This window comes from Streptomyces sp. NPDC002133, assembly GCF_040296405.1.
GTDB lineage: Bacteria > Actinomycetota > Actinomycetes > Streptomycetales > Streptomycetaceae > Streptomyces.
The window spans coordinates 450,008-467,663 of record NZ_JBEOXF010000001.1 but is presented as its reverse complement, the minus strand read 5'-3'; the positions used below and the strand labels follow the sequence as shown (position 1 = coordinate 467,663).

The following is a 17,656-nucleotide window of genomic DNA, read 5'->3' as shown; positions in this document are numbered from 1 at the left end:
CGCCGTCACACGCTCCGGCCCACGACCAGCCACGTCGACGGCAGTTCGAGGCGGGAGCCGTCTTCCGCGTACTCGGTGGTGGCGAGCGGCATTTCCCCGCTCGCCAGTACGTCGAGACCGGCCGCGCGGAAGTGCTCGGGCACCTCGGCGTCGGCGACCGCGCCCGGCGCGATGCCGTGGCGGAAGACCGGTTGCAGCTTCGCCGGGGGGCCCGACGGGCCCTGGGCAAGGCCCATGAGGATGCGCCCGGCCGCCTCCGCGAGCTCGACCACGAAGGCCCGGCCGCCGTTTCCCACGAGAGTGGCGATCGACCGGGCCAGAGCGCCTCGGTCCTGGGGCTCGCACTGGTGCAGCACGCCCCGCATGTACACATTGGTGTCGCCGAGCTCCGCGTGCAGCCGCTCCACGGCGGTCGCGTCCACCGCGTCGATCGCGTGGAACCGCACCTCGCCGTCCTTGTTCTGCTGCTGGGCGTGGTCGACCGCGGCCTGCGCGAGATCAACGCCCAGCACCTGGGGGAAGCGCTCCGCGAGGTAGCGCGTCTGGGTGCCGTTGCCGCAGCCGAGATCCAGCAGCGGCAACTCGGGGGCGGCCAGATGCGGTTCGAAGAAGGTGAGATGGACACCCGCGGTGACGGCCGGCTCCGCGTCCCAGAAGACCGCGCCCGGCTCGTCCGGCGCCTCCCGCCAGAAGCCCTCCCAGGCGTCCTTGTACCGACTCGTCACGCTCATGACCAGCTCCCCTGGGCGAAAAGGACCGCGTGACACGCTTATCTGATGCCACGTCATGATCGGTCTATCGCCCCGAGGTTACGGGGGCAAGAACCCGGCGCAATCCTTCACCTGGCGTTCGACCGCTTGCGCGGCAGCGACAGTTCGAACCACACCGACTTGCCGCCGCCCGACCGGCTCGTGCCCCACTCCCGCGCCAGTCTGCTGACCACTCGCAGCCCGCGCCCCGACTCGTCGCCGGGACCGGCGCTGAGCAGGGTGGGCAGGATGTGTCCGTCGTCCATGACCTCGCACAGCAGGGCGTCCGTACGCACGAGCCGCAGCTCGATCCCACCGCCGCCCGCACCGCCCGCGGCGCTCGCGCCGTCCGCACCGTGCCGTACGGCATTGGTGACGAGCTCGCTCACCAACAGCTCCAGGGTGTCCGCCTGCTCGTCGAGTTCCCAGACCGTCAGCTGCTCCCGTACGAGCCGACGGGCGTGGCGCACCTCCTGGGGCTCCGCCGTGAGCTGCCAGCGGGCGACGTTCTCGGACGCTATGCCGTTCAGCCGAGCCATGAGGAGGGCGACGTCGTCCTTGCGCCCGCCGCGGGTGTTGAGGGCCCGGATGATGGTGTCGCAGGCGTCGTCCATGGAGGCTGCGGGGTGCGCGGCCGACTCGCAGAGGGTCGCGAGTCCGACCCCGATGTCCTCGCCGCGCACCTCGACCAGTCCGTCCGTGCACATGACGAGCCGGTCGCCGGGCTCGACGGCGACCCGGACGGTCTCGAAGGGCACCCCGCCCACGCCGATGGGCGCTCCGGTCGGCAGGTCGAGCAGCTCGCTGCGCCCGTCCGCCGCGCGCACCACGACCGGTGGGACATGGCCCGCGTTCGCCAGCTGCAGCTCGCCGACGATCGGGTCGTACACCGCGTACAGACAGGTCGCCAGGTAGTGCTCGCCGAGCCGCTGCGCCAGGTCGTCGAGGTTGCGCAGGAGCTGGCCCGGCGGCAGGTCGAGCGCGGCCATGGTCTGCACGGCCGTACGCAGCTGGCCCATCATCGCCGCCGAGTTGAGGCCGTGGCCCATCACGTCGCCGACGACCAGGGCGGTGCGCGAGCCGGGCAGTTTGATGGAGTCGAACCAGTCGCCGCCGACCCTCCCGAGAAGGGTGCCGGGCAGATAGCGGGTGGCCGTGTCGCAGCCGGCCATGCGCGGGCTGATCTGCGGCAGCATCGAGTCCTGCAGGGTCTCGGCGACGTTCTCCTGGTACGTGTACATCCGCGCGTTGTCGAGGACCAGCCCCGCACGGGCCGCGAGTTCGGCGCCCGTCACCCGGTCCATGTCGTTGAACACAGCGCGCTCCCGGTGGCGCAGCAGGACCATGAAGCCCAGCACCACATGGCGCGCCTTGAGCGGCACGACCAGCATGGACCGGCCGTTGATCAGCGGCCGGATGTCGCGCTTCTCGAACTGGGAGGCGATGGCCGTGCCCATCTGTTCGCTGATGCGCGGCACCAGTACCGGTTCGCCGGTGGTCATGCACCGGAAGAACGGTGTGTGTTCGGGAAACGGCATGGACTCGCCGACCGGTACGACGTCGTCCCAGCGGCCGGGCTCGTCGATGTGCTCGACGGCAACGCGGTGCCACATGGTGGTGGCGTCCGGCGGTCCGTCCGGGAAGCCCTCGCCCGCAATGACCTGCTCGCGCAGATAGGTGCCGGCGACGTCCGTGAACCGCGGCACGACGGCCGCGCTGACCTCCTGGATCGTCCGGGCGAGATCCAGCGAGGAACCGATGCGGCCGCTCACCTCGTTGAGGAACTCGAGCCGCTCGCGCACCGCGGCGTGTTCGAGGTCCTCCTCAAGATCGGCCGCGTCCACGTCCACGGCCCGGCCCGCCGCCACCGCCCGTCGCGCGGCCTGCCGGCGCTCCCTGCGCTCGGCGCGCTTCGGCACACCCCAGTCGGGGGTGACCGGCACCCGGTCGTGGTGACTGAACTCGAGGACGGGATAGCCCAGTTCGAGGACCTGGCCCCCGATCCGCGTGGACTCCTGGACGCTCATGCTGGGCAGGATCTCGGGGAACCGGCGTGCCAGTTCGTCGGCGCCGGGGAACTCGGTGTGCAGCGCGAAACCGGGAGCGACGCGCTCCGCACCCGGGTCGGCGCCCGGCGCGTCCTCCCCGTCACCCTCGCCGTCGGTTCCGCCGATCCCGCTCATCCCGAACTGCGCGGCGTCCGCGGCGAGCACCAGCAGCCGCTCCCGCCCGGGGCCCACCAGGGGATACGCCCACCACACCACGTCGACCCGGTCGCCCTCGCCGCCTCCGGAGAGCCGGGCGCGGCCGGCCGCGGGGTAGGACGTCAGCCCGTTCAGCGAGGCGTCGAGCCCGGGGCCGAGACCGCCGTAGCTCTCGTACGCCTCGTAGGGGCCTTCCTGCTCGGCCAGTGCGCCGGAGACGGGGAGCAGCTCGACGGCGAGGCGGCCGACCGCGGCCTCCTTGGGGTGGCCGAACAGCCGCCGCGCACCGGTCGACCAGTGGGACACCAGTCCACCGTCGTCCACGACGACCACGGCGAGCGGAATCCGTCCATCCGCGGCGTACTGCCGTGGCAAACGCGACGGAACGCCACTGTCCATGGCTGGGAGGCTCCTTCCCCTGCCGCCCGGGCTGTGCGGCTGCCTACCCCACGGTAGGCCCCTTCGGCCGCGGTGCGCCGGGCATCGATGCAATCGGTCGTGCGCCCGCGCACGGAGCCGCGAAGTCCCGGCTCTCCGCTGACGCAGGATCAGTCCTCGTGGCCCAGCTGGAGATCGCGCTCGGTGCGTCCGCCGCCCGCGACCTGCAGCACGGTGGCCACCGGCGGATAGCCCGCCGCGATCACCGTGTACTCGCCCGACGACAGGTCGACGAAGCGGAAGGTGCCGTCGGGCCCGGTGGTGAGGGTGTCGACGACGTTGCCGGCCGCGTCGAGCAGCGTCACGCGCGCGTCCTCGACGGGCCGTCCGCCGCCGGCCCGCACGGTGCCGCGCAGCACCGCGCCGCCCGCCAGTTCGATGTCCTGGCGGGTCTCGCGCGACGCCTGGACGCTCACGGGGAGCGCGGCCGGCCGGAAGGCGGGGGCGCTGGCGGCGAGCGTGTACTCCCCCGCCACCAGCTCGGAGATCACATAGCCGCCCTCGCGTCCGCTGCGCGTGCCGGCGACGACTTCGCCGCGTACGTCGGTCAGGGTCACCGCGGCGTCGCGCACCGGGCTGCCGTCCGCGGTGACGACGGTGCCGGCGAGCCGCCCGGCGCCGCCGAGGACGACATCAAGGTCGACGGGCCGTTCGCCGACGGTGACCGATACGGCCTGCGGCTGGTGGCCGCCGGCCGCGGCGATGAGCACGTACGAGCCGGGGCCGGGGACGCTGAGCGCGTAGCGCCCGTCCTCGCCGCTCGCGCCGCGGCCGACTTGCTGCCCCTGCACATCGATGAGGGTGAGGGCGGCGCGCGGGACGGTGGTGCCGTCGTGGTGCTGGACGGTGCCGCACACGGGCACACCGGCGACGTAGGCCGGAGCGGGGGCGGGGATCCGGTGCCCGGTCCGGGCGTGCGGCACGGACGTGGGCTCGGCGGTGGGGGCGTTGTGGGACACCAGCGGTTTCTCCTTGAGGAAGAAGGCGAGGACGAGGCCGAGGACGAGTACCGGCACGAGGTAGAGGAAGATCCGCGGCATGGCGTCCGCGTACGCCTGGATGTAGCCGTCGCGCAGCGCGGGCGGCATGGCGTGGACGAGCTGTGGGGTGATGGATTCGGCGGCGGGCAGTCCGGCGCCGGCCGGGAGCCGGTCGGCGAGGGAGTCGGTGAGCCGGTCGGCGAAGAGGGTGCCGAAGACAGCGGCGCCGACGCTGCCGCCGATCTGCCGGAAGTAGTTGTTGGCGCTGGTGGCGGTGCCGAGATCGGCGGGCGGCACGGCGTTCTGCACGGCCAGGATGAGGACGGGCATCACGAGGCCGATGCCGACGCCGAGGACCGCCTGCCAGACCGAGTACTCGAGCCGGGTGGTGTCGGTCTCCAGCCGTGACAGCAGCCACATGCCCACGGCGGAGACGGCGGAGCCGGCCACCGGGTAGACCTTGTAGTGGCCGGTGCGGCTGATGAGCTGTCCGGAGACGATCGAGGCGACGACGATGCCGCCCATCATCGGGAGCATCAGCAGCCCCGACTCGGTGGCGCTGGCGCCGTCGACCATCTGCAGGAAGGTCGGCAGATAGCTGGCGGCGCCGAAGAGGGCGACCCCGACGACCGCCCCGACCAGACTCGTGACGTTGAAGACCGGGTCGCGGAACAGCCGCAGGGGGATGACCGGTTCGGGTGCGTAGTGCTCGACGACCAGGAAGAGCAGGGTCGTGCCGACGGCTCCCCCGGCGAGTCCGATGATGACGCGTGAGTCCCAGGCGTACTCGGTGCCGCCCCAACTGGTCAGCAGCACCAGGCAGGTGGAGGCGGCGGTGAGGAAGAACGCGCCGAGGACGTCGAAACGCGCCCGCGCCGCCGGCTTCGGCAGTTTGAGGACGACGGCGACGACGGCGAGCGTGACGAGGCCGAACGGCACGTTGAAGTAGAAGCACCAGCGCCACGAGACATGGTCCGTGAAGAAGCCGCCGAGCAGCGGGCCCGCGACCGACGCGAGTCCGAAGGCGGCTCCGATCAGCCCCATGAAGCGGCCGCGCTCCCTGGCCGGGACGATGTCGGCGATGATCGCCTGTACGCCGATCATCAGGCCGCCCGCGCCGATGCCCTGGACGGCGCGGAAGGCGATGAGCTCGTTCATGCTGCGCGACCAGCCTGCGAGGGCCGAGCCGATGACGAAGACGACGATGGCGAACTGGAAGACGCCCTTGCGGCCGTAGAGGTCGCCGAGCTTTCCGTAGATCGGAAGGCCGATGGTGGCGGTGAGGAGATAGGCGGTGATCGCCCAGGGCATCCGGTCCAGGCCCTGGAGTTCGCCGACGATCTTCGGCAGGGCGGTGGCGACGATCATCTGCTCGAGCGCGGCGAGCAGCAGCGCGAGCATGAGGCCGAAGAAGACGAGGCGTACGCGGCGAGGGCTGAGGGCCGGTGCCGCTTCGGCCTGGGTGCCGGTCGGTGGGAGGTTGCCCGCGGCGTCCGTTTCGGCGGGTGCGGGGTCCCGGAGTCCGGCCACCGCCCCGTCGGCCTGCCCGTCCTTCACCAGCGTGATCCCGCCCACGTACTGCTCCCCTCGTCACGGCTGCGCGGCGTCATTCTTCGCATTACGCGCCAAGACGGAGCAAGCGGGAGGTTACCGGGATCAGAGGTGCGGACGGCAGGCGCACCGGGGTCACAACAGGCGCACCAAGGGTGCTCATCAGGTACTTTCCCGCGACGTCCAGCGCGCCCGGCGCACGGCGGAGCCGCGGGGAAAACCACTCGAAACGGTGACCTTTACAGCAACTCGGAAGGGGCGCCGGGGACTACTTCTCCACCTCGGCGGCGAGCTTGGCCAGAAGCTCGTCGTAGATCCGCGCGAGGCCCTTGGGGGCGAAGGTCCGCTCGAAGAAGCCGCCGATGCCGCCGGCGCCGTTCCAGACGGCGGTGACCACGACCCGCGAGGAGGCGGCGCGGCCCTCGGCGGCCGGGGCCGGGGCCGGCGTGACCGTCCATGTGGTGACCATGGAGGAGTTGCGGTCCTTCTCGACGAGCTGCCCGTCGGTCGGCTCGGTCACCTCGAGCAGGCAGTCGCGGACGCGCTTGCTGGTGGCCTGGAGCTTCCAGTGGACGAGGGTGCCCTCGCCGTCGCCGCCCTCGCGCAGCTCGTACTCGCTGAAGTGCCCGGGCAGGAGCTTCGCGCGGCTGTCCTTGTAGTCGGCCAGCGTGTCGAACACGGTCTCCGCGTCCGCCGCGATGATCCGCTCCGTCGTGGCCTCGACCTGCGCCATGCCTCATCCTCCAGCACTCGGTTCTTCGGGTGATCCCCCAGCCAACCACCTTCCGCGCGGCCCCCCAAATCAGGGTTGCGGTGCCATGAATCGAGAAGTCTCCGATCAGGGACGGCGGGCCGCAAGGACGCAGAACTCGTTCCCCTCCGGATCGGTGAGCACGACCCAGCTCTCGTCGCCTTGGCCGACGTCGGCCAAGGCCCAGCAGGCGACGGACCTCTTCGTCCTGCTCCCTGTCGGTCGGGTTGACGTCGATGTGGAGCGGCAAGCGATCTCAACACCGGGATGTCCGCGCAGTCATAGGACTGGCTCGACCAGCTCACCGCCAGTGGAATGGCGCCGCTCGCCGGTACCGCCACAGCCCTGCGCGAAGACCAGCACGCGGTTGCCCAGGGATCAACGGGCTCGACGGCCCACGCGGTGAGCACGATGGCGTCGGAACGGTCCGCGCGGTCGGTCGGCCACGCGGACCGACCGCGCGGCCGGCGGGTCGTCGGTCAGGGAGTCTGCTCCTGCGCTGGATCAGAAGCGCGGGGTCGGGTGGACGAAGTGCTTGGTCTCCTGGAACTCCTCAAGGCCGCGCAGGCCGTTCAGGCGGCCTATGCCGGACTGCTTGAAGCCGCCCTCCTCGAACTGGTCGTGGACCACGCCCCAGGTGTTGGTCCACACGGTGCCGGCCTTGATGTCGCGGCCTACCCGCAGCGGGCGGTCCACGTCCCGGGTCCAGATCGACGCGGCGAGGCCGTAGTCGGTGGCGTTGGCGCGTTCGACGGCCTGCTCCTCGGTGTCGAAGACCTCGAAGGTGGCAACGGGTCCGAACGCCTCCTGCTGCACGATCGGCGCGCTCAGGTCGGTGACCTCGACCAGGGAGGGGCTCAGGAAGGCGCCGCTGCGTTCGCCGCGGACGATGACGTCGGCGTAGTCGGCGGCGTCCGCGACCATGCGCTCGACGCGGCCCGCGTTGGGCTCATCGATCATCGCACCCATCTCGCTGGAAGGGTCGTCTCCCGGTCCGACCTTGACCGCCTCCAGGGCGGGCACGAGCCGTCGGCGGAGCTCATCCGCGATGCCGCGCTGCGCCAGGATGCGGCTGCCCGCCATGCAGAACTGGCCGGTGAAGGTGGTGATGGCCTTGACGAGGACGGGAACGGCGACGTCCAGGTCCGCGTCGTCGAAGACGAGCATCGGATTCTTCCCCCCGAGCTCCAGGGAGAGTGGCTTGAGAGTGGCCGCGGCCGACTCCATGATCTTCCGGCCGACCATCGTGGAGCCCGTGTAGCTGAGCACGTCGACGTCCGGGGAGGAGACCAGCAGCGGGGCGCCGTCGTTGCCGGACTCGGTGAAGACGTTCATCACCCCGGGCGGAAGGCTGGTGGTCTGCTCGACGAGTTCGGCGATCAGGCCGTTGATCAGGCCGGTCTGGCCCGGGAGCTTCATGGCGACCGTACAGCCTGCGGCGAGCGCCGGGGCGAAAGAGCGCACGGCCAGGACGACAGGGGAGTTCCAGGGCGCGATGACACCGGCGACTCCAGCCGCCTCGTGCAGGGTCATCGAGTACATGCCGGGCCGCACCTCGGCCGCGCGACCGTGGTCGGCCAGCGCGAGGGCGGCGTAGTAGCGCAGCTTCGGGACCGTGAGGTCGATCTCGAAGGCCGCCTCACCAAGGATCTTGCCGTTCTCACGGGCGAGCAGGGTGATGAACTCATCTCGGCGAGCTTCGAGACGGTCCGCCATCTCGAACAGGGCTTTGGCCCGCGCGTTGCGGTCCCGGGACCAGTCGGTGGTGTCGAAGGCGCGCCGGGCGGCGGCGATGGCGGCCTTCGCCTCCTCGGCGCCGCCGTCGGCGAACGTCCCGAGGACCTGTCCGGTGGCGGGGTTCAGGGATTCGGTGCGCTGGGCGGAGTCGACCCAGTGTCCGTCGATGTAGTGGCGGGCGTGCGGGAAGCGGGCGGAGCTGTTCATCAGGGGGCTTCCTTGTTCTCGAACGATGTGCGTGAGGCGTTGAGTCGGAGGAGTTACGGGAGCTTGGTCGGTCGGCACGGGCAGTGCGACTGCAAGGTGGTCGGCGCCGCTCGTATGGGCCGGCACCGTGACTGAGCGTGCTGTTCCCCGCCGGACGGCCGAGTCATGGCGCGAAGCCGGCTGCTGACGGCCGGGCTGGTGACCGTGACGGACATGGCGTCGGCGGCCGGTGCCTCGCCGAAGACCGTCTTCGGTGAGGCACCGGCCGCAAGAGCGGCATCCTGGACCGGATCCTCGACCAAGCCGTCGCCACCCCCGGCCGCGAACAGGCCGTCGAGCCGGCCTGTCCCTGCAGACATCCCAGGCGGTCCGGAAACGCTCGCTCGCGTGACGCAGGCGGGGAACCAGAGGCTCGCCACGCCCGCTACGGATCCATCAGCGATCCGCGGCCCCTTCGATGACGTGGAGCTTCAGCTTCTCGCTGAGCCCTGCGACCTCAGACGGGCGGAACTACGCGTCCCGACTGGACGGAAGCAGGAGGCGCGCTTGCTCTGCCCGTGCAGGAGGCCTCGACGGGCCGCATCGAGTTGTCGATGTGCAGCCGTGCAGGTGTGCTGTTTTCGGCTTCGTCGAGCGGGGCGGCGTCGTTTCGGTCGGGGTGCCGGTCAGGCGTAGAACATCTCGTTGGAGAAGGTTGCCTGGTGGTCGGCGAGTTCGAGGATGGCATCGGCGTCGTCGACCGGGGGGTAGATCCATTCGGCGTTGATCTGGCGCTTGAGTTCCTTGCCCTTGTCTCCGGTCTTCTGGACGGTTCGTTCCCAGCCTGTCGTGACGACCGCGCCGGCGGGTCCGAGGTCCAGGCAGGTGACGTACTCGGCCGGGGTGAAGACTGCCAGGTCCAGTCCCAGGATGTCGGCGGCGACGTTGTGGCCGGCGAACTTGCCGAGGGGGGTGGCGTGCTGGCAGCTCTGCATCACCTTGTGGTCCGCGTCGGCGGCGGCCGCTGCGGTGTCACCTGTGGCGAACACTTCGGGTGCCCCCTGGACGCGGAGGTACTCGTCCACGTGCAGTCGGCCGAGCCGGTCGCGCTCGCCAGGGATGTGCCGGGTGAGCGGGCTGGCGGCCATGCCGGCTGTCCAGATCACGGTGGAGGCCGGAAGGCGCTCACCGTCGGAGAGCTCGACCTCGCTTTCGGTGACCCGCTCGACCGTCTTGCCCAGGCGAAGGTCGACTCCGAGATCACTCAGGGCGGAGCTGATCTCCGGGCGCGGACCTTCGCCCAGCTCGGGACCCACAGCGTCGGCGCGCTCCACCAGGACGACGCGTACGTCGTCCGCGTCGCCGGCCGCTTCCCGCAGTCGGGCGACAAGTTCCGTGGCTATCTCCAGGCCGGTGAAGCCTGCTCCGATGACGACCGCGGTGAAGCGTCCGGGCGCAGCCGGGCGCTCGGGCAGGCGACGGATGTGGTGGTCGAGGGACGTGGCGGCGCCCAGGGTGTCCACGTCGAAGATCAACTCGGAGCCCGGGATCGACGGGCGTACGAGCTGGCTGCCCGCGGCCAGCACCAGACGGTCGTAGCTCAGTTCCGTGTTCCGGCCGCTTCGGTCGACCGCGGTCACCGTGCGGGCGCCGGTGTCGATGCCGGTGACGGTCGCGGCGATCCGCCGCACCCCGATCGGACCGAGCACCCGGTCCAGCGAGACCCGCATCCGCTCCGGATCGGCCTCGTAGAGCCGTGGACGCATCACCAGGTCGTCGCCGCTGCTGACCAGCGTGACCTGCAGTTCCGACTGCGGCACACCGTGGGCGCGTGCCGCGCGTACAGCGCCGGCGGCGCTCCACACGCCGGCGAACCCACCACCGATAATCAGGATATTTTTCATCCAGATTCACCTCCTGAAGAAATGCGCGGTCACACCGCGCGGAAAAAGGGATCAGTCGCGCCCGAGTGCCTGGCGAACACGCTTCGCCATGGCGGGGACGTACGTCTCGGACCTGGCCTGCACGTCGGCGAGACTCTGCTCGGCCAAAGCCTTCCGCCAGGCCACCTCGGCCCGCCCCATGGCGATCTTGACCGAGCACGGCCGGGTGAAGTCACCGTCCGGGCATCGTTGGCCGATGGTGCCGCACTGGCGGATCTCGCTGCAGCGGAAAAGGGGCTCGTCGCCCTCGATTGCGAGGACCACGTCCAGCATCGACATCGTGTCCAGGGGGCGGGCCAGCCGGAAGCCGCCCGTCGCACCCGGAGCGGATTCCAGCAGACCGGCCTTGACCAGCAGCTGCAGTTGCTTGTTCAGGTAGGACGGCGACAGCTCGTGGCCGGCGGCCAGCTGTGCGGTGGGCACCGGCTCACCGCCTCCCAGCCATGCCAGATTGAGCAGTGTGTGCACCGCCCATTCGACACCCTTACCCGTTCGCATGACCTAGACAATAAATGTCCAGGTTCCGATCGTCAAGCGATCCACGAACATTCGAGGCGTCACCCGGTTTCCCGACTCTGGCCTTGTTCAGCGGACCCGGCCAGACGGCATCGATCAGCTCCGGTCGAGGGGTCGCTCGGGTACACCGGGGGTGGTGTTGAGTCAGAAGATTATTTTCTCAGTAAAACACCTGTTAACCTTTGTGGCTATGAGCAGGAGCAGTAGCGCACCCACCCCCACATCTCAGACCCACCGAATCCGCCGCCTCCCCCTGGCCGGCGCACTCCGCCTGGGCGCACCGTCCGACATCTGGTTCAAACCGTCGACGAGCGTGGTGGTGTCCACCGCCATGCCCAACGTGACCCTGCTCCTTCTCGGCCGGCTCGACCTGGTGCTGTACACGATGGCCGGGTCGCTCTGCGCCCTCTTCGCCCACAACGTCCCGTACGCCGCCCGGGCCCGGACCCTGGCAAGGGTCGTCCTCGGGATGCTGGCGGGCGTTGCCGTCGCCCTGGTCACCGCGTCGCTCACGCACTCCGCCGTCGTGCTCGTCACGGTCGGCGCCCTGCTCGCGGCGGCCCAGAAGGCCCTGTGCGACGCCAGCCGCATCGGCCCGCCCGGCAACATAATCTTCACCTTCATCAGTTCGGCGAGTCTCTTCACACCCCAGACGCTGGGCCAGGTCCCCGGGCATCTCGCGCTGGCGGCCGGCGCGGGCGCCGTCGCCTGGCTGGTCGGCATGGCACCCGTCCTCGTACGCCCCCATGGCCCCGAGCGCCGTGCCACGGCCCGCGCCCTGAACGCGGTTGCCGCCTACGCCGCCACCCGGGGCACCGGACCCGACCATGAGCGGGCCCGCGCCGGGGCGGCCGGCGCCGTGCACGCCGCCTGGCAGTGCCTGCTGTCCGCCGGCGCCCGGAACCCGGTCCGTCATTCCCTCGAACGGCTCGTCGTACGCGCCGAGGTCACCCTCGCCGCCCCCGCGGCCACCGACCCCGCACAGCTGCGGGCCTGGGCCCACGAGCTGCGCGGTAACCGGCCCGTCCCGCACCCCGTCGGTCTCGACCGCGGCGACGCGGACGAGCTCCTCGGCGTGCGGGCCGGACTCGAGGCCCACGGGCGTCCGTTGTGGCGGCTGATCGGGCCGGGCTCCCCGCTGCTGCCCATCGCCCTGCGTACCGCCGTCGGCTGCGCCCTCGCCGGCTACGTCTCACTCGCCCTCGGCATCGGCCTCCCCTTCTGGGCCCTGGTCACCGCCGCATCGCTGTACCAGGCCAATATGACGCTGTCATGGAGCCGCGGAGTGCAGCGCGTGGTGGGCAACCTCGCCGGTGTCCTGGTGTTCGCGCTCATTGCGCCGCTCGCCCACCTCAACCAGGCCGCGCTCGTGGTGTGCTGCCTCGCCTGCAACTTCGTCGCCGAGGCACTCGCCGCCCGCAACTACTGGCTCTGCAGCGTCTTCGTGACCCCGATGGCGCTGATGATCACCGAGCTCGCCCACTTCCAGCAGCCCGGGGAGCTGATCCTGGACCGCGTCGTGGACACGCTCACCGGTGCCGCCGTCGGCATCGTCGCTGCCCTGGCCGTCACCAACCGGCGCGTCGGGGACCAGCTCCAGCGGGCCCTCGACACAACCGACGCGGCCCGTGACCGCGCCGAGAGCGTCCTCGCAGCGGACCGCCCCGATCCGCGCACCCTGGAGACCGCTCGCCGCCGGCTCACCGCCGCCCTCGTCGAGCTGCGGGCCGGCGCCGACGCCGCCGCCGGCGAATGGTGGCAGCGCGCGTTGCCCGAGGAGCGCCTCGTTCGCACCGAGCGCGCCGGACACCGTACGCTCGCCGCGACGATACGACGGCAGGGACTGCATTCCGGGGAGAGACTGAACGTGGAGGGCGCACGGGCATGACGACAGGGAACGGCCAGGCGGTGACAGGCGACACCCTGGCCGCGGTGGTCCGCCAATGGCAGGCGGTCCATCCGGACATCGACACCGGCCCGATGGAGATCATCGGCCGGATCAACCGCTCTGCCGCCCTGCTCCAGCAGGCCGAGGACGCCCCGCTGCGCCGCGCAGGACTCACCCGCCCCGAATTCGAGCTGCTGGGCGCGTTGCGCCGCACCGGCCACGAACTGACCCCCGGGGAACTCGCCCGCGAGACCTTCTCCTCCGGAGCAGCCGTCACCAAACGGATCAAGTCCCTGACCGAACGCGGCCTGGTGGAGCGGCGCGGCGACGCCCGCGACCGCCGCATGGCCCATATCCGCCTCACCGAGGCGGGCCGCGATCTGGTCGACGCCGTCCTCCCCGCCCAGCTGTCGTACGAACGGGACATCCTGTCCGGCCTCGACCCGGCCGGGCAGGCTCGCCTGAGCGCGCTCCTGCGTTCCTTCCTCACCATGCTCGAAGGCGCGCTCGGCGGCCCCCGGCCCTGAAGCCCCCCGGCCGGGGCACAGGGCCCGGGCCGGAGAGTCACTCCCACCCGGGCCCTGTCCCGTTCGTGCGATGACGAGCCGCAGGACCACCGAGTCTTCACCGCGCCGGACGCGGACCTGAAGCGCCCTGCGCTGTCCGGCCAACTCCCGGATCTCCAGGCGGCGGTAGCGCCCCTCCGCCGCTGGGTCGTTGACGCTTCAGCGGCCACAACGCTCCCCTGAGCGCGAGCCGGCAGCGCATCACGGCGTAGCCCTGAACACGGTCAGACGGGCCGTCAAGGAGCTTCGGGGGCGGGCCTTGTCGCAACCCTGCCCAACAAGGGGACGTGCGTGCTGAAGCGACCGGAGGCCGACAGCGGAGAGGCGTGACCGACATGCCGGCGGTCGCGGCTGCTCCTCCAAGCGGCCACGTGAGTCAAGGCCCCCGACTTCGGTCGAGGGGCCTTCTTCATGCCTGGAACAAGCTTGACCCCACATGGGAACAGGTGTTCTATTCTAAGTGCGAACGCCTACACCTACGGAGGGCCCATGCGCTGGGACGGCTTGAGCGAAGGAGCACCAGGTCAGCTAGGCCTCTCATACACCGTTGACGACGACTCGGACACCCCGGAGTTCCGCGGGATCACCTTCCATGAGGTGCGCGCACGTTCGATCCTGAACCGGGTGCCCGGGGCGTCACGGATGCCGTTCGAGTGGACCGTCAATCCGTACCGCGGCTGCACGCATGCCTGCGTGTACTGCTTCGCCCGCAAGACCCACAGCTATCTGGACCTCGACACGGGTCTGGACTTCGACACCCAGATCGTGGTCAAGGTCAACGCGCCCGAGCTGCTGCGCCGCCAGCTGGGCTCGAGCCGCTGGCAGGGGGCGCACATAGCGATGGGCACGAACGTCGACTGCTACCAGCGGGCGGAGGGCCGCTACCGGCTGATGCCGGGGATCATCGGCGCCCTGCGCGACTACGCGAACCCCTTCTCGATCCTCACCAAGGGGACGCTCATCCTGCGCGACCTGGACCTGCTGCGCCAGGCCGCCGCGGTCACCGAGGTGGGCATCTCCGTTTCGGTCGGGTTCACGGACCGCGAGCTGTGGCGGACCGTGGAGCCCGGGACGCCGTCACCGGAGCGGCGCCTCGACGTCGTACGGACCCTGACCGAGCACGACATCGGCTGCGGGGTGCTCATGGCACCGGTCATCCCCTTCCTGAGCGACCACCCCGACCACCTGCGGGCGACCGTACGGGCGATCGCGGCAGCCGGGGCGACCTCCGTGACACCGCTCGTGCTGCATCTGCGGCCCGGGGCGCGCGAGTGGTTCATGGCGTGGCTGGGCCGGGAGCATCCGCACCTGGTGCGGCGGTACGAGCGGCTGTACGCGGAGGGGGCCTACGCGCCCAAGTGGTACCAGCGGCGCATCACCCGTCATGTGCACGAACTCGCCACGGAGTTCGGCATCGGCCCGGCCCAGCGCGGTACGCCGCGGCGGATCCCGGCGCCCGTGCAGCCGGCTCTCGCGGAGCCGGGAGCCACGCAGCTCACCCTGCTCTGAGCAGCCGACGGCGCAGCTTGGGGAGCAAACGGGTCAAGTCTGTACCGAACGTGTCCTTCCGGGAGGGAATCCGGGAACGCTGCCGCCGGGGCCGAGCCGCTCCGGGCCGCGCCCCCGCCACCACGGGAGGCCGTATGTACAGACGCACAGGAGTGCTGGTCGCCGTCGGAGCGGCGGTGACCGGACTGCTCGCGGGCGTGCCGGCCGCGGCGACCGCAGGACCGGCGGAACCACGGCCCGCAAGCCCCCTGACCTGGCGGAGCTGTGCCACGGACGAGCATCCCAGGCTCGAATGCTCCGCGTTGAAGGTGCCGCTCGACCATGCGCAGCCTGGCGGGCGGCAGATCACGCTCGCGCTGTCCCGCGTACGGCACACCGCCAGGACCTTCCAGGGGCCCCTGCTCGTCAACCCGGGCGGCCCGGGTGGGAGCGGAGTGGAACTGGCCGGGTTCGTCGCGGCCTCGCTGCCCCCGAAGGTCGCCGCGCAGTACGACGTCATCGGCTTCGACCCGCGCGGTGTGGGCTCCTCCCGGCCGGCGCTCGACTGCAAACCCGGCCACTTCGCGCCCGTACGACCCGACTCGGTGCCGCACGCGCAACAGGCGGAGGATGCGAATCTGGCGCGGGCGGCGGCGTTCACCCAGGCCTGCGCCGCCAAGTACGGGGACGTGCTGCCCCATATGAACACCGTGAGCACGGCCAAGGACATGGACGTCATCCGCCAGGCACTCGGCGCCCCGCAGATCTCCTACCTGGGGTACTCCTACGGCACGTATCTGGGTGCCGTGTACGCCAAGCACTTCCCGCACCGGGTGCGGCGCGCGGTGTTCGACTCCGCGGTGGACCCGAACGGTGTCTGGTACGACGCCAACCTCGCCCAGGACCTCGCCTTCGACGCCCGCCACAAGGCCTTCGCCGCATGGGTGGCCAGGCACCACGCGACGTACCGGCTCGGCAGCGACCCGGCCGAGGTCGAGGCGGCGTGGTACACGATGCGGGATGCGCTGGGCCGGACCCCGGCGGGCGGGAAGGTCGGCCCCGGCGAACTGGAGGACACGTTCCTGCCGGGCGGCTACTACGACGGCTACTGGCCGCACCTGGCCGACGCGTTCGCTGCGTACGTGACGCGCAAGGACGCGGCTCCGCTGGTGAAGGCGTACGAGAACTTCGGCGCGCCCGACAGTGAGCGCGACAACGGCTATTCCGTCTACACGGCGGTGCAGTGCCGCGACTCCGAGTGGCCGAGGGCCTGGTCGCTCTGGCGCAGCGACAACTGGGCGCTCCACGCCAAGGCGCCCTTCTCCACCTGGAACAACGCCTGGTACAACGCACCGTGCGCCACCTGGCCCGTCCCGCCGCTCCGCCCGACGGACGTCTCGAACGTCGCCCTCCCCCCGGTGCTCGTCTTCCAGGCGACGGACGACGCGGCGACGCCGTACGAGGGAGGCGTCGCCGTCCACCACCAGTTGCACGGTTCCCGTCTGGTCGTCGAGCAGGGCGGCGGAAACCACGGGATCACCCTGGGTGGGAACAGGTGCCTGGACCGCTATCTGACGGACTATCTGGCCACCGGCAGGGTGCCCTCGTCGAGCACGACCGGGGAGGCGGACGCCGTCTGCGCACGCACGCCGGAGCCGAAGCCCCTGAAGGCCGCGCCCCGTGCCGGCACGCGGGACCAGGCCCGCACCGGGGCGGCGCTGCACCGGGCTCTCGGGCACTCACGCTGAGCGGGGCGCCGTCAGTGGTGTGCGCCAGAATGCGGGACATGACTTCGCACCTGCCGTCGGACCGGCCTTCGCACCTCAGCCACGTCCACGCCCCTGACGGCGTCGTTCCCGGCACCGGCTACACCCATGTGGTCATGGGCACGGCAGGTTCATTGCGATATCCGGTCAGATCGCCCTGGACGAGAACGGCGAGCTGGTCGGCGGCGCGCCGCTTCTACGGGAAGGCGGGTTCGCACCGGACAGTGCCGAGGAGCCGTTCGATGTGGGCGGGGTCGCGGTGCCCGAGGTCCGCTACGTGAGGCGGCTGAGCGCCGCGGAGGCGGCTGCGGACAGCCGGGGGTGAGCGAGGGCCGACTCCAGAACCGGGCGGGCGCGTTCGTCGGCGAGCGCGCCGAGGCCTTCGACGCAGGCGAGGGCGACGCGCCAGTGAGGGTCGCCCGGCGCCAGCCGCCGCTGCAGGGTGGTGATCAGAGCCGGGGCCGATTCGGGGGCGCGGAGCCGGGTGAGGAGACGGACCGGGAGCAGGGCGTAGGCGACGCGCAGCTCATTGGTGGCGAGGGCGGCGGCCGCGCGGGGGGTGCGGGGGTCGCCGAGGCGGGTCAGGGCGTAGGAGGCGGAGACGCAGCGCTCGGGATCGCGGTGGTTGAGGAGCAGCACGAGCGATTCGAAGGCGCGGTGGTCCCTGGCACAGCCGAGGCGGAAGGCGGCGATCTCGCGCGCCCACAAGGGACGCTCGCCCTCGGTCAGCACCGCGGCCAGCGCGTCGAGGTCCACGGTGGCGGTCAGCCGCCGGTGCAGCTCCTCGTCGGCCGGACCGGTCAGCTCCGCTTCGGTGCGGCGGGCGAGGTCGAGCAGATCCGCGTCCATGCCCAGCAGCGTAGAGGAGCGGCACGCGGCGCAGATCACATCCG

12 protein-coding genes and 3 pseudogenes are annotated in these 17,656 nt (G+C 71.2%); 6 read left to right on the top strand and 9 right to left on the bottom strand.

The window, feature by feature from the left end:
• Nucleotides 1–5: 5 nt before the first annotated feature.
• The 8 genes and pseudogenes from ABT078_RS02030 to ABT078_RS01995 all read right to left on the bottom strand — a co-directional run bounded on the left by ABT078_RS02030 (nt 6) and on the right by ABT078_RS01995 (nt 11,037).
• On the bottom strand, nt 6–731 hold the full coding sequence (locus tag ABT078_RS02030; RefSeq protein ID WP_351222761.1) for a class I SAM-dependent methyltransferase: 726 nt from the start codon (nt 729–731) through the stop codon (nt 6–8).
• Between the two features lie 107 nt (nt 732–838).
• The gene (locus tag ABT078_RS02025) at nt 839–3,352 is read right to left on the bottom strand and encodes an ATP-binding SpoIIE family protein phosphatase (protein ID WP_351222759.1); all 2,514 of its coding nucleotides are present in this window, start codon (nt 3,350–3,352) and stop codon (nt 839–841) included.
• Nucleotides 3,353–3,501: 149 nt separating this feature from the next.
• The gene (locus ABT078_RS02020; protein ID WP_351222757.1) at nt 3,502–5,946 is read right to left on the bottom strand and encodes an MFS transporter; all 2,445 of its coding nucleotides are present in this window, start codon (nt 5,944–5,946) and stop codon (nt 3,502–3,504) included.
• A 244-nt stretch (nt 5,947–6,190) separates the two neighbouring features.
• Complete coding sequence (locus ABT078_RS02015; RefSeq protein WP_351222755.1) at nt 6,191–6,655, bottom strand: SRPBCC family protein; 465 nt, start codon at nt 6,653–6,655, stop codon at nt 6,191–6,193.
• A 105-nt stretch (nt 6,656–6,760) separates the two neighbouring features.
• Nucleotides 6,761–6,917: pseudogene (locus tag ABT078_RS02010) on the bottom strand (VOC family protein); the annotation flags it as partial.
• Between the two features lie 260 nt (nt 6,918–7,177).
• Nucleotides 7,178–8,617 carry an aldehyde dehydrogenase family protein gene (locus ABT078_RS02005; protein ID WP_351222753.1) on the bottom strand — a complete coding sequence of 480 codons (1,440 nt, stop codon included), beginning with the start codon at nt 8,615–8,617 and terminating at the stop codon, nt 7,178–7,180.
• Between the two features lie 665 nt (nt 8,618–9,282).
• Nucleotides 9,283–10,500, bottom strand: coding sequence for an NAD(P)/FAD-dependent oxidoreductase (locus ABT078_RS02000; protein WP_351222751.1), 1,218 nt, complete (start codon nt 10,498–10,500; stop codon nt 9,283–9,285).
• Nucleotides 10,501–10,551: 51 nt separating this feature from the next.
• Entirely contained in the window at nt 10,552–11,037 is a 486-nt protein-coding gene (locus ABT078_RS01995) for an RrF2 family transcriptional regulator (protein ID WP_351222750.1), read from the bottom strand.
• Nucleotides 11,038–11,245: 208 nt separating this feature from the next.
• On the opposite strand from ABT078_RS01995, the gene ABT078_RS01990 reads away from it, so the two are divergent.
• From ABT078_RS01990 to ABT078_RS42585, 6 genes and pseudogenes are all read left to right on the top strand, one after another.
• Nucleotides 11,246–12,943, top strand: coding sequence for an FUSC family protein (locus ABT078_RS01990; RefSeq protein WP_351222748.1), 1,698 nt, complete (start codon nt 11,246–11,248; stop codon nt 12,941–12,943).
• Complete coding sequence (locus ABT078_RS01985) at nt 12,940–13,470, top strand: MarR family winged helix-turn-helix transcriptional regulator (RefSeq protein ID WP_351222746.1); 531 nt, start codon at nt 12,940–12,942, stop codon at nt 13,468–13,470. The genes ABT078_RS01990 and ABT078_RS01985 overlap by 4 nt, the downstream gene beginning before the upstream one ends.
• A 528-nt stretch (nt 13,471–13,998) precedes the next feature.
• Nucleotides 13,999–15,018, top strand: coding sequence for an Rv2578c family radical SAM protein (locus ABT078_RS01980; protein ID WP_502981135.1), 1,020 nt, complete (start codon nt 13,999–14,001; stop codon nt 15,016–15,018).
• A 134-nt stretch (nt 15,019–15,152) separates the two neighbouring features.
• On the top strand, nt 15,153–16,745 hold the full coding sequence (locus ABT078_RS01975; protein ID WP_351222742.1) for an alpha/beta hydrolase: 1,593 nt from the start codon (nt 15,153–15,155) through the stop codon (nt 16,743–16,745).
• A 38-nt stretch (nt 16,746–16,783) separates the two neighbouring features.
• A pseudogene (locus ABT078_RS01970) lies at nt 16,784–16,947 on the top strand (RidA family protein); the annotation flags it as partial.
• A 1-nt stretch (nt 16,948) separates the two neighbouring features.
• Nucleotides 16,949–17,088 (top strand): annotated as a pseudogene (locus tag ABT078_RS42585) (GNAT family N-acetyltransferase); the annotation flags it as partial.
• On the opposite strand, the gene ABT078_RS01965 reads toward ABT078_RS42585, so the two are convergent.
• A complete protein-coding gene (locus tag ABT078_RS01965; protein ID WP_351222740.1) occupies nt 17,037–17,612 on the bottom strand; it encodes a HEAT repeat domain-containing protein in 576 nt (191 codons plus the stop codon). The pseudogene ABT078_RS42585 and the gene ABT078_RS01965 overlap by 52 nt on opposite strands.
• Between the last annotated feature and the right edge of the window lie 44 nt (nt 17,613–17,656).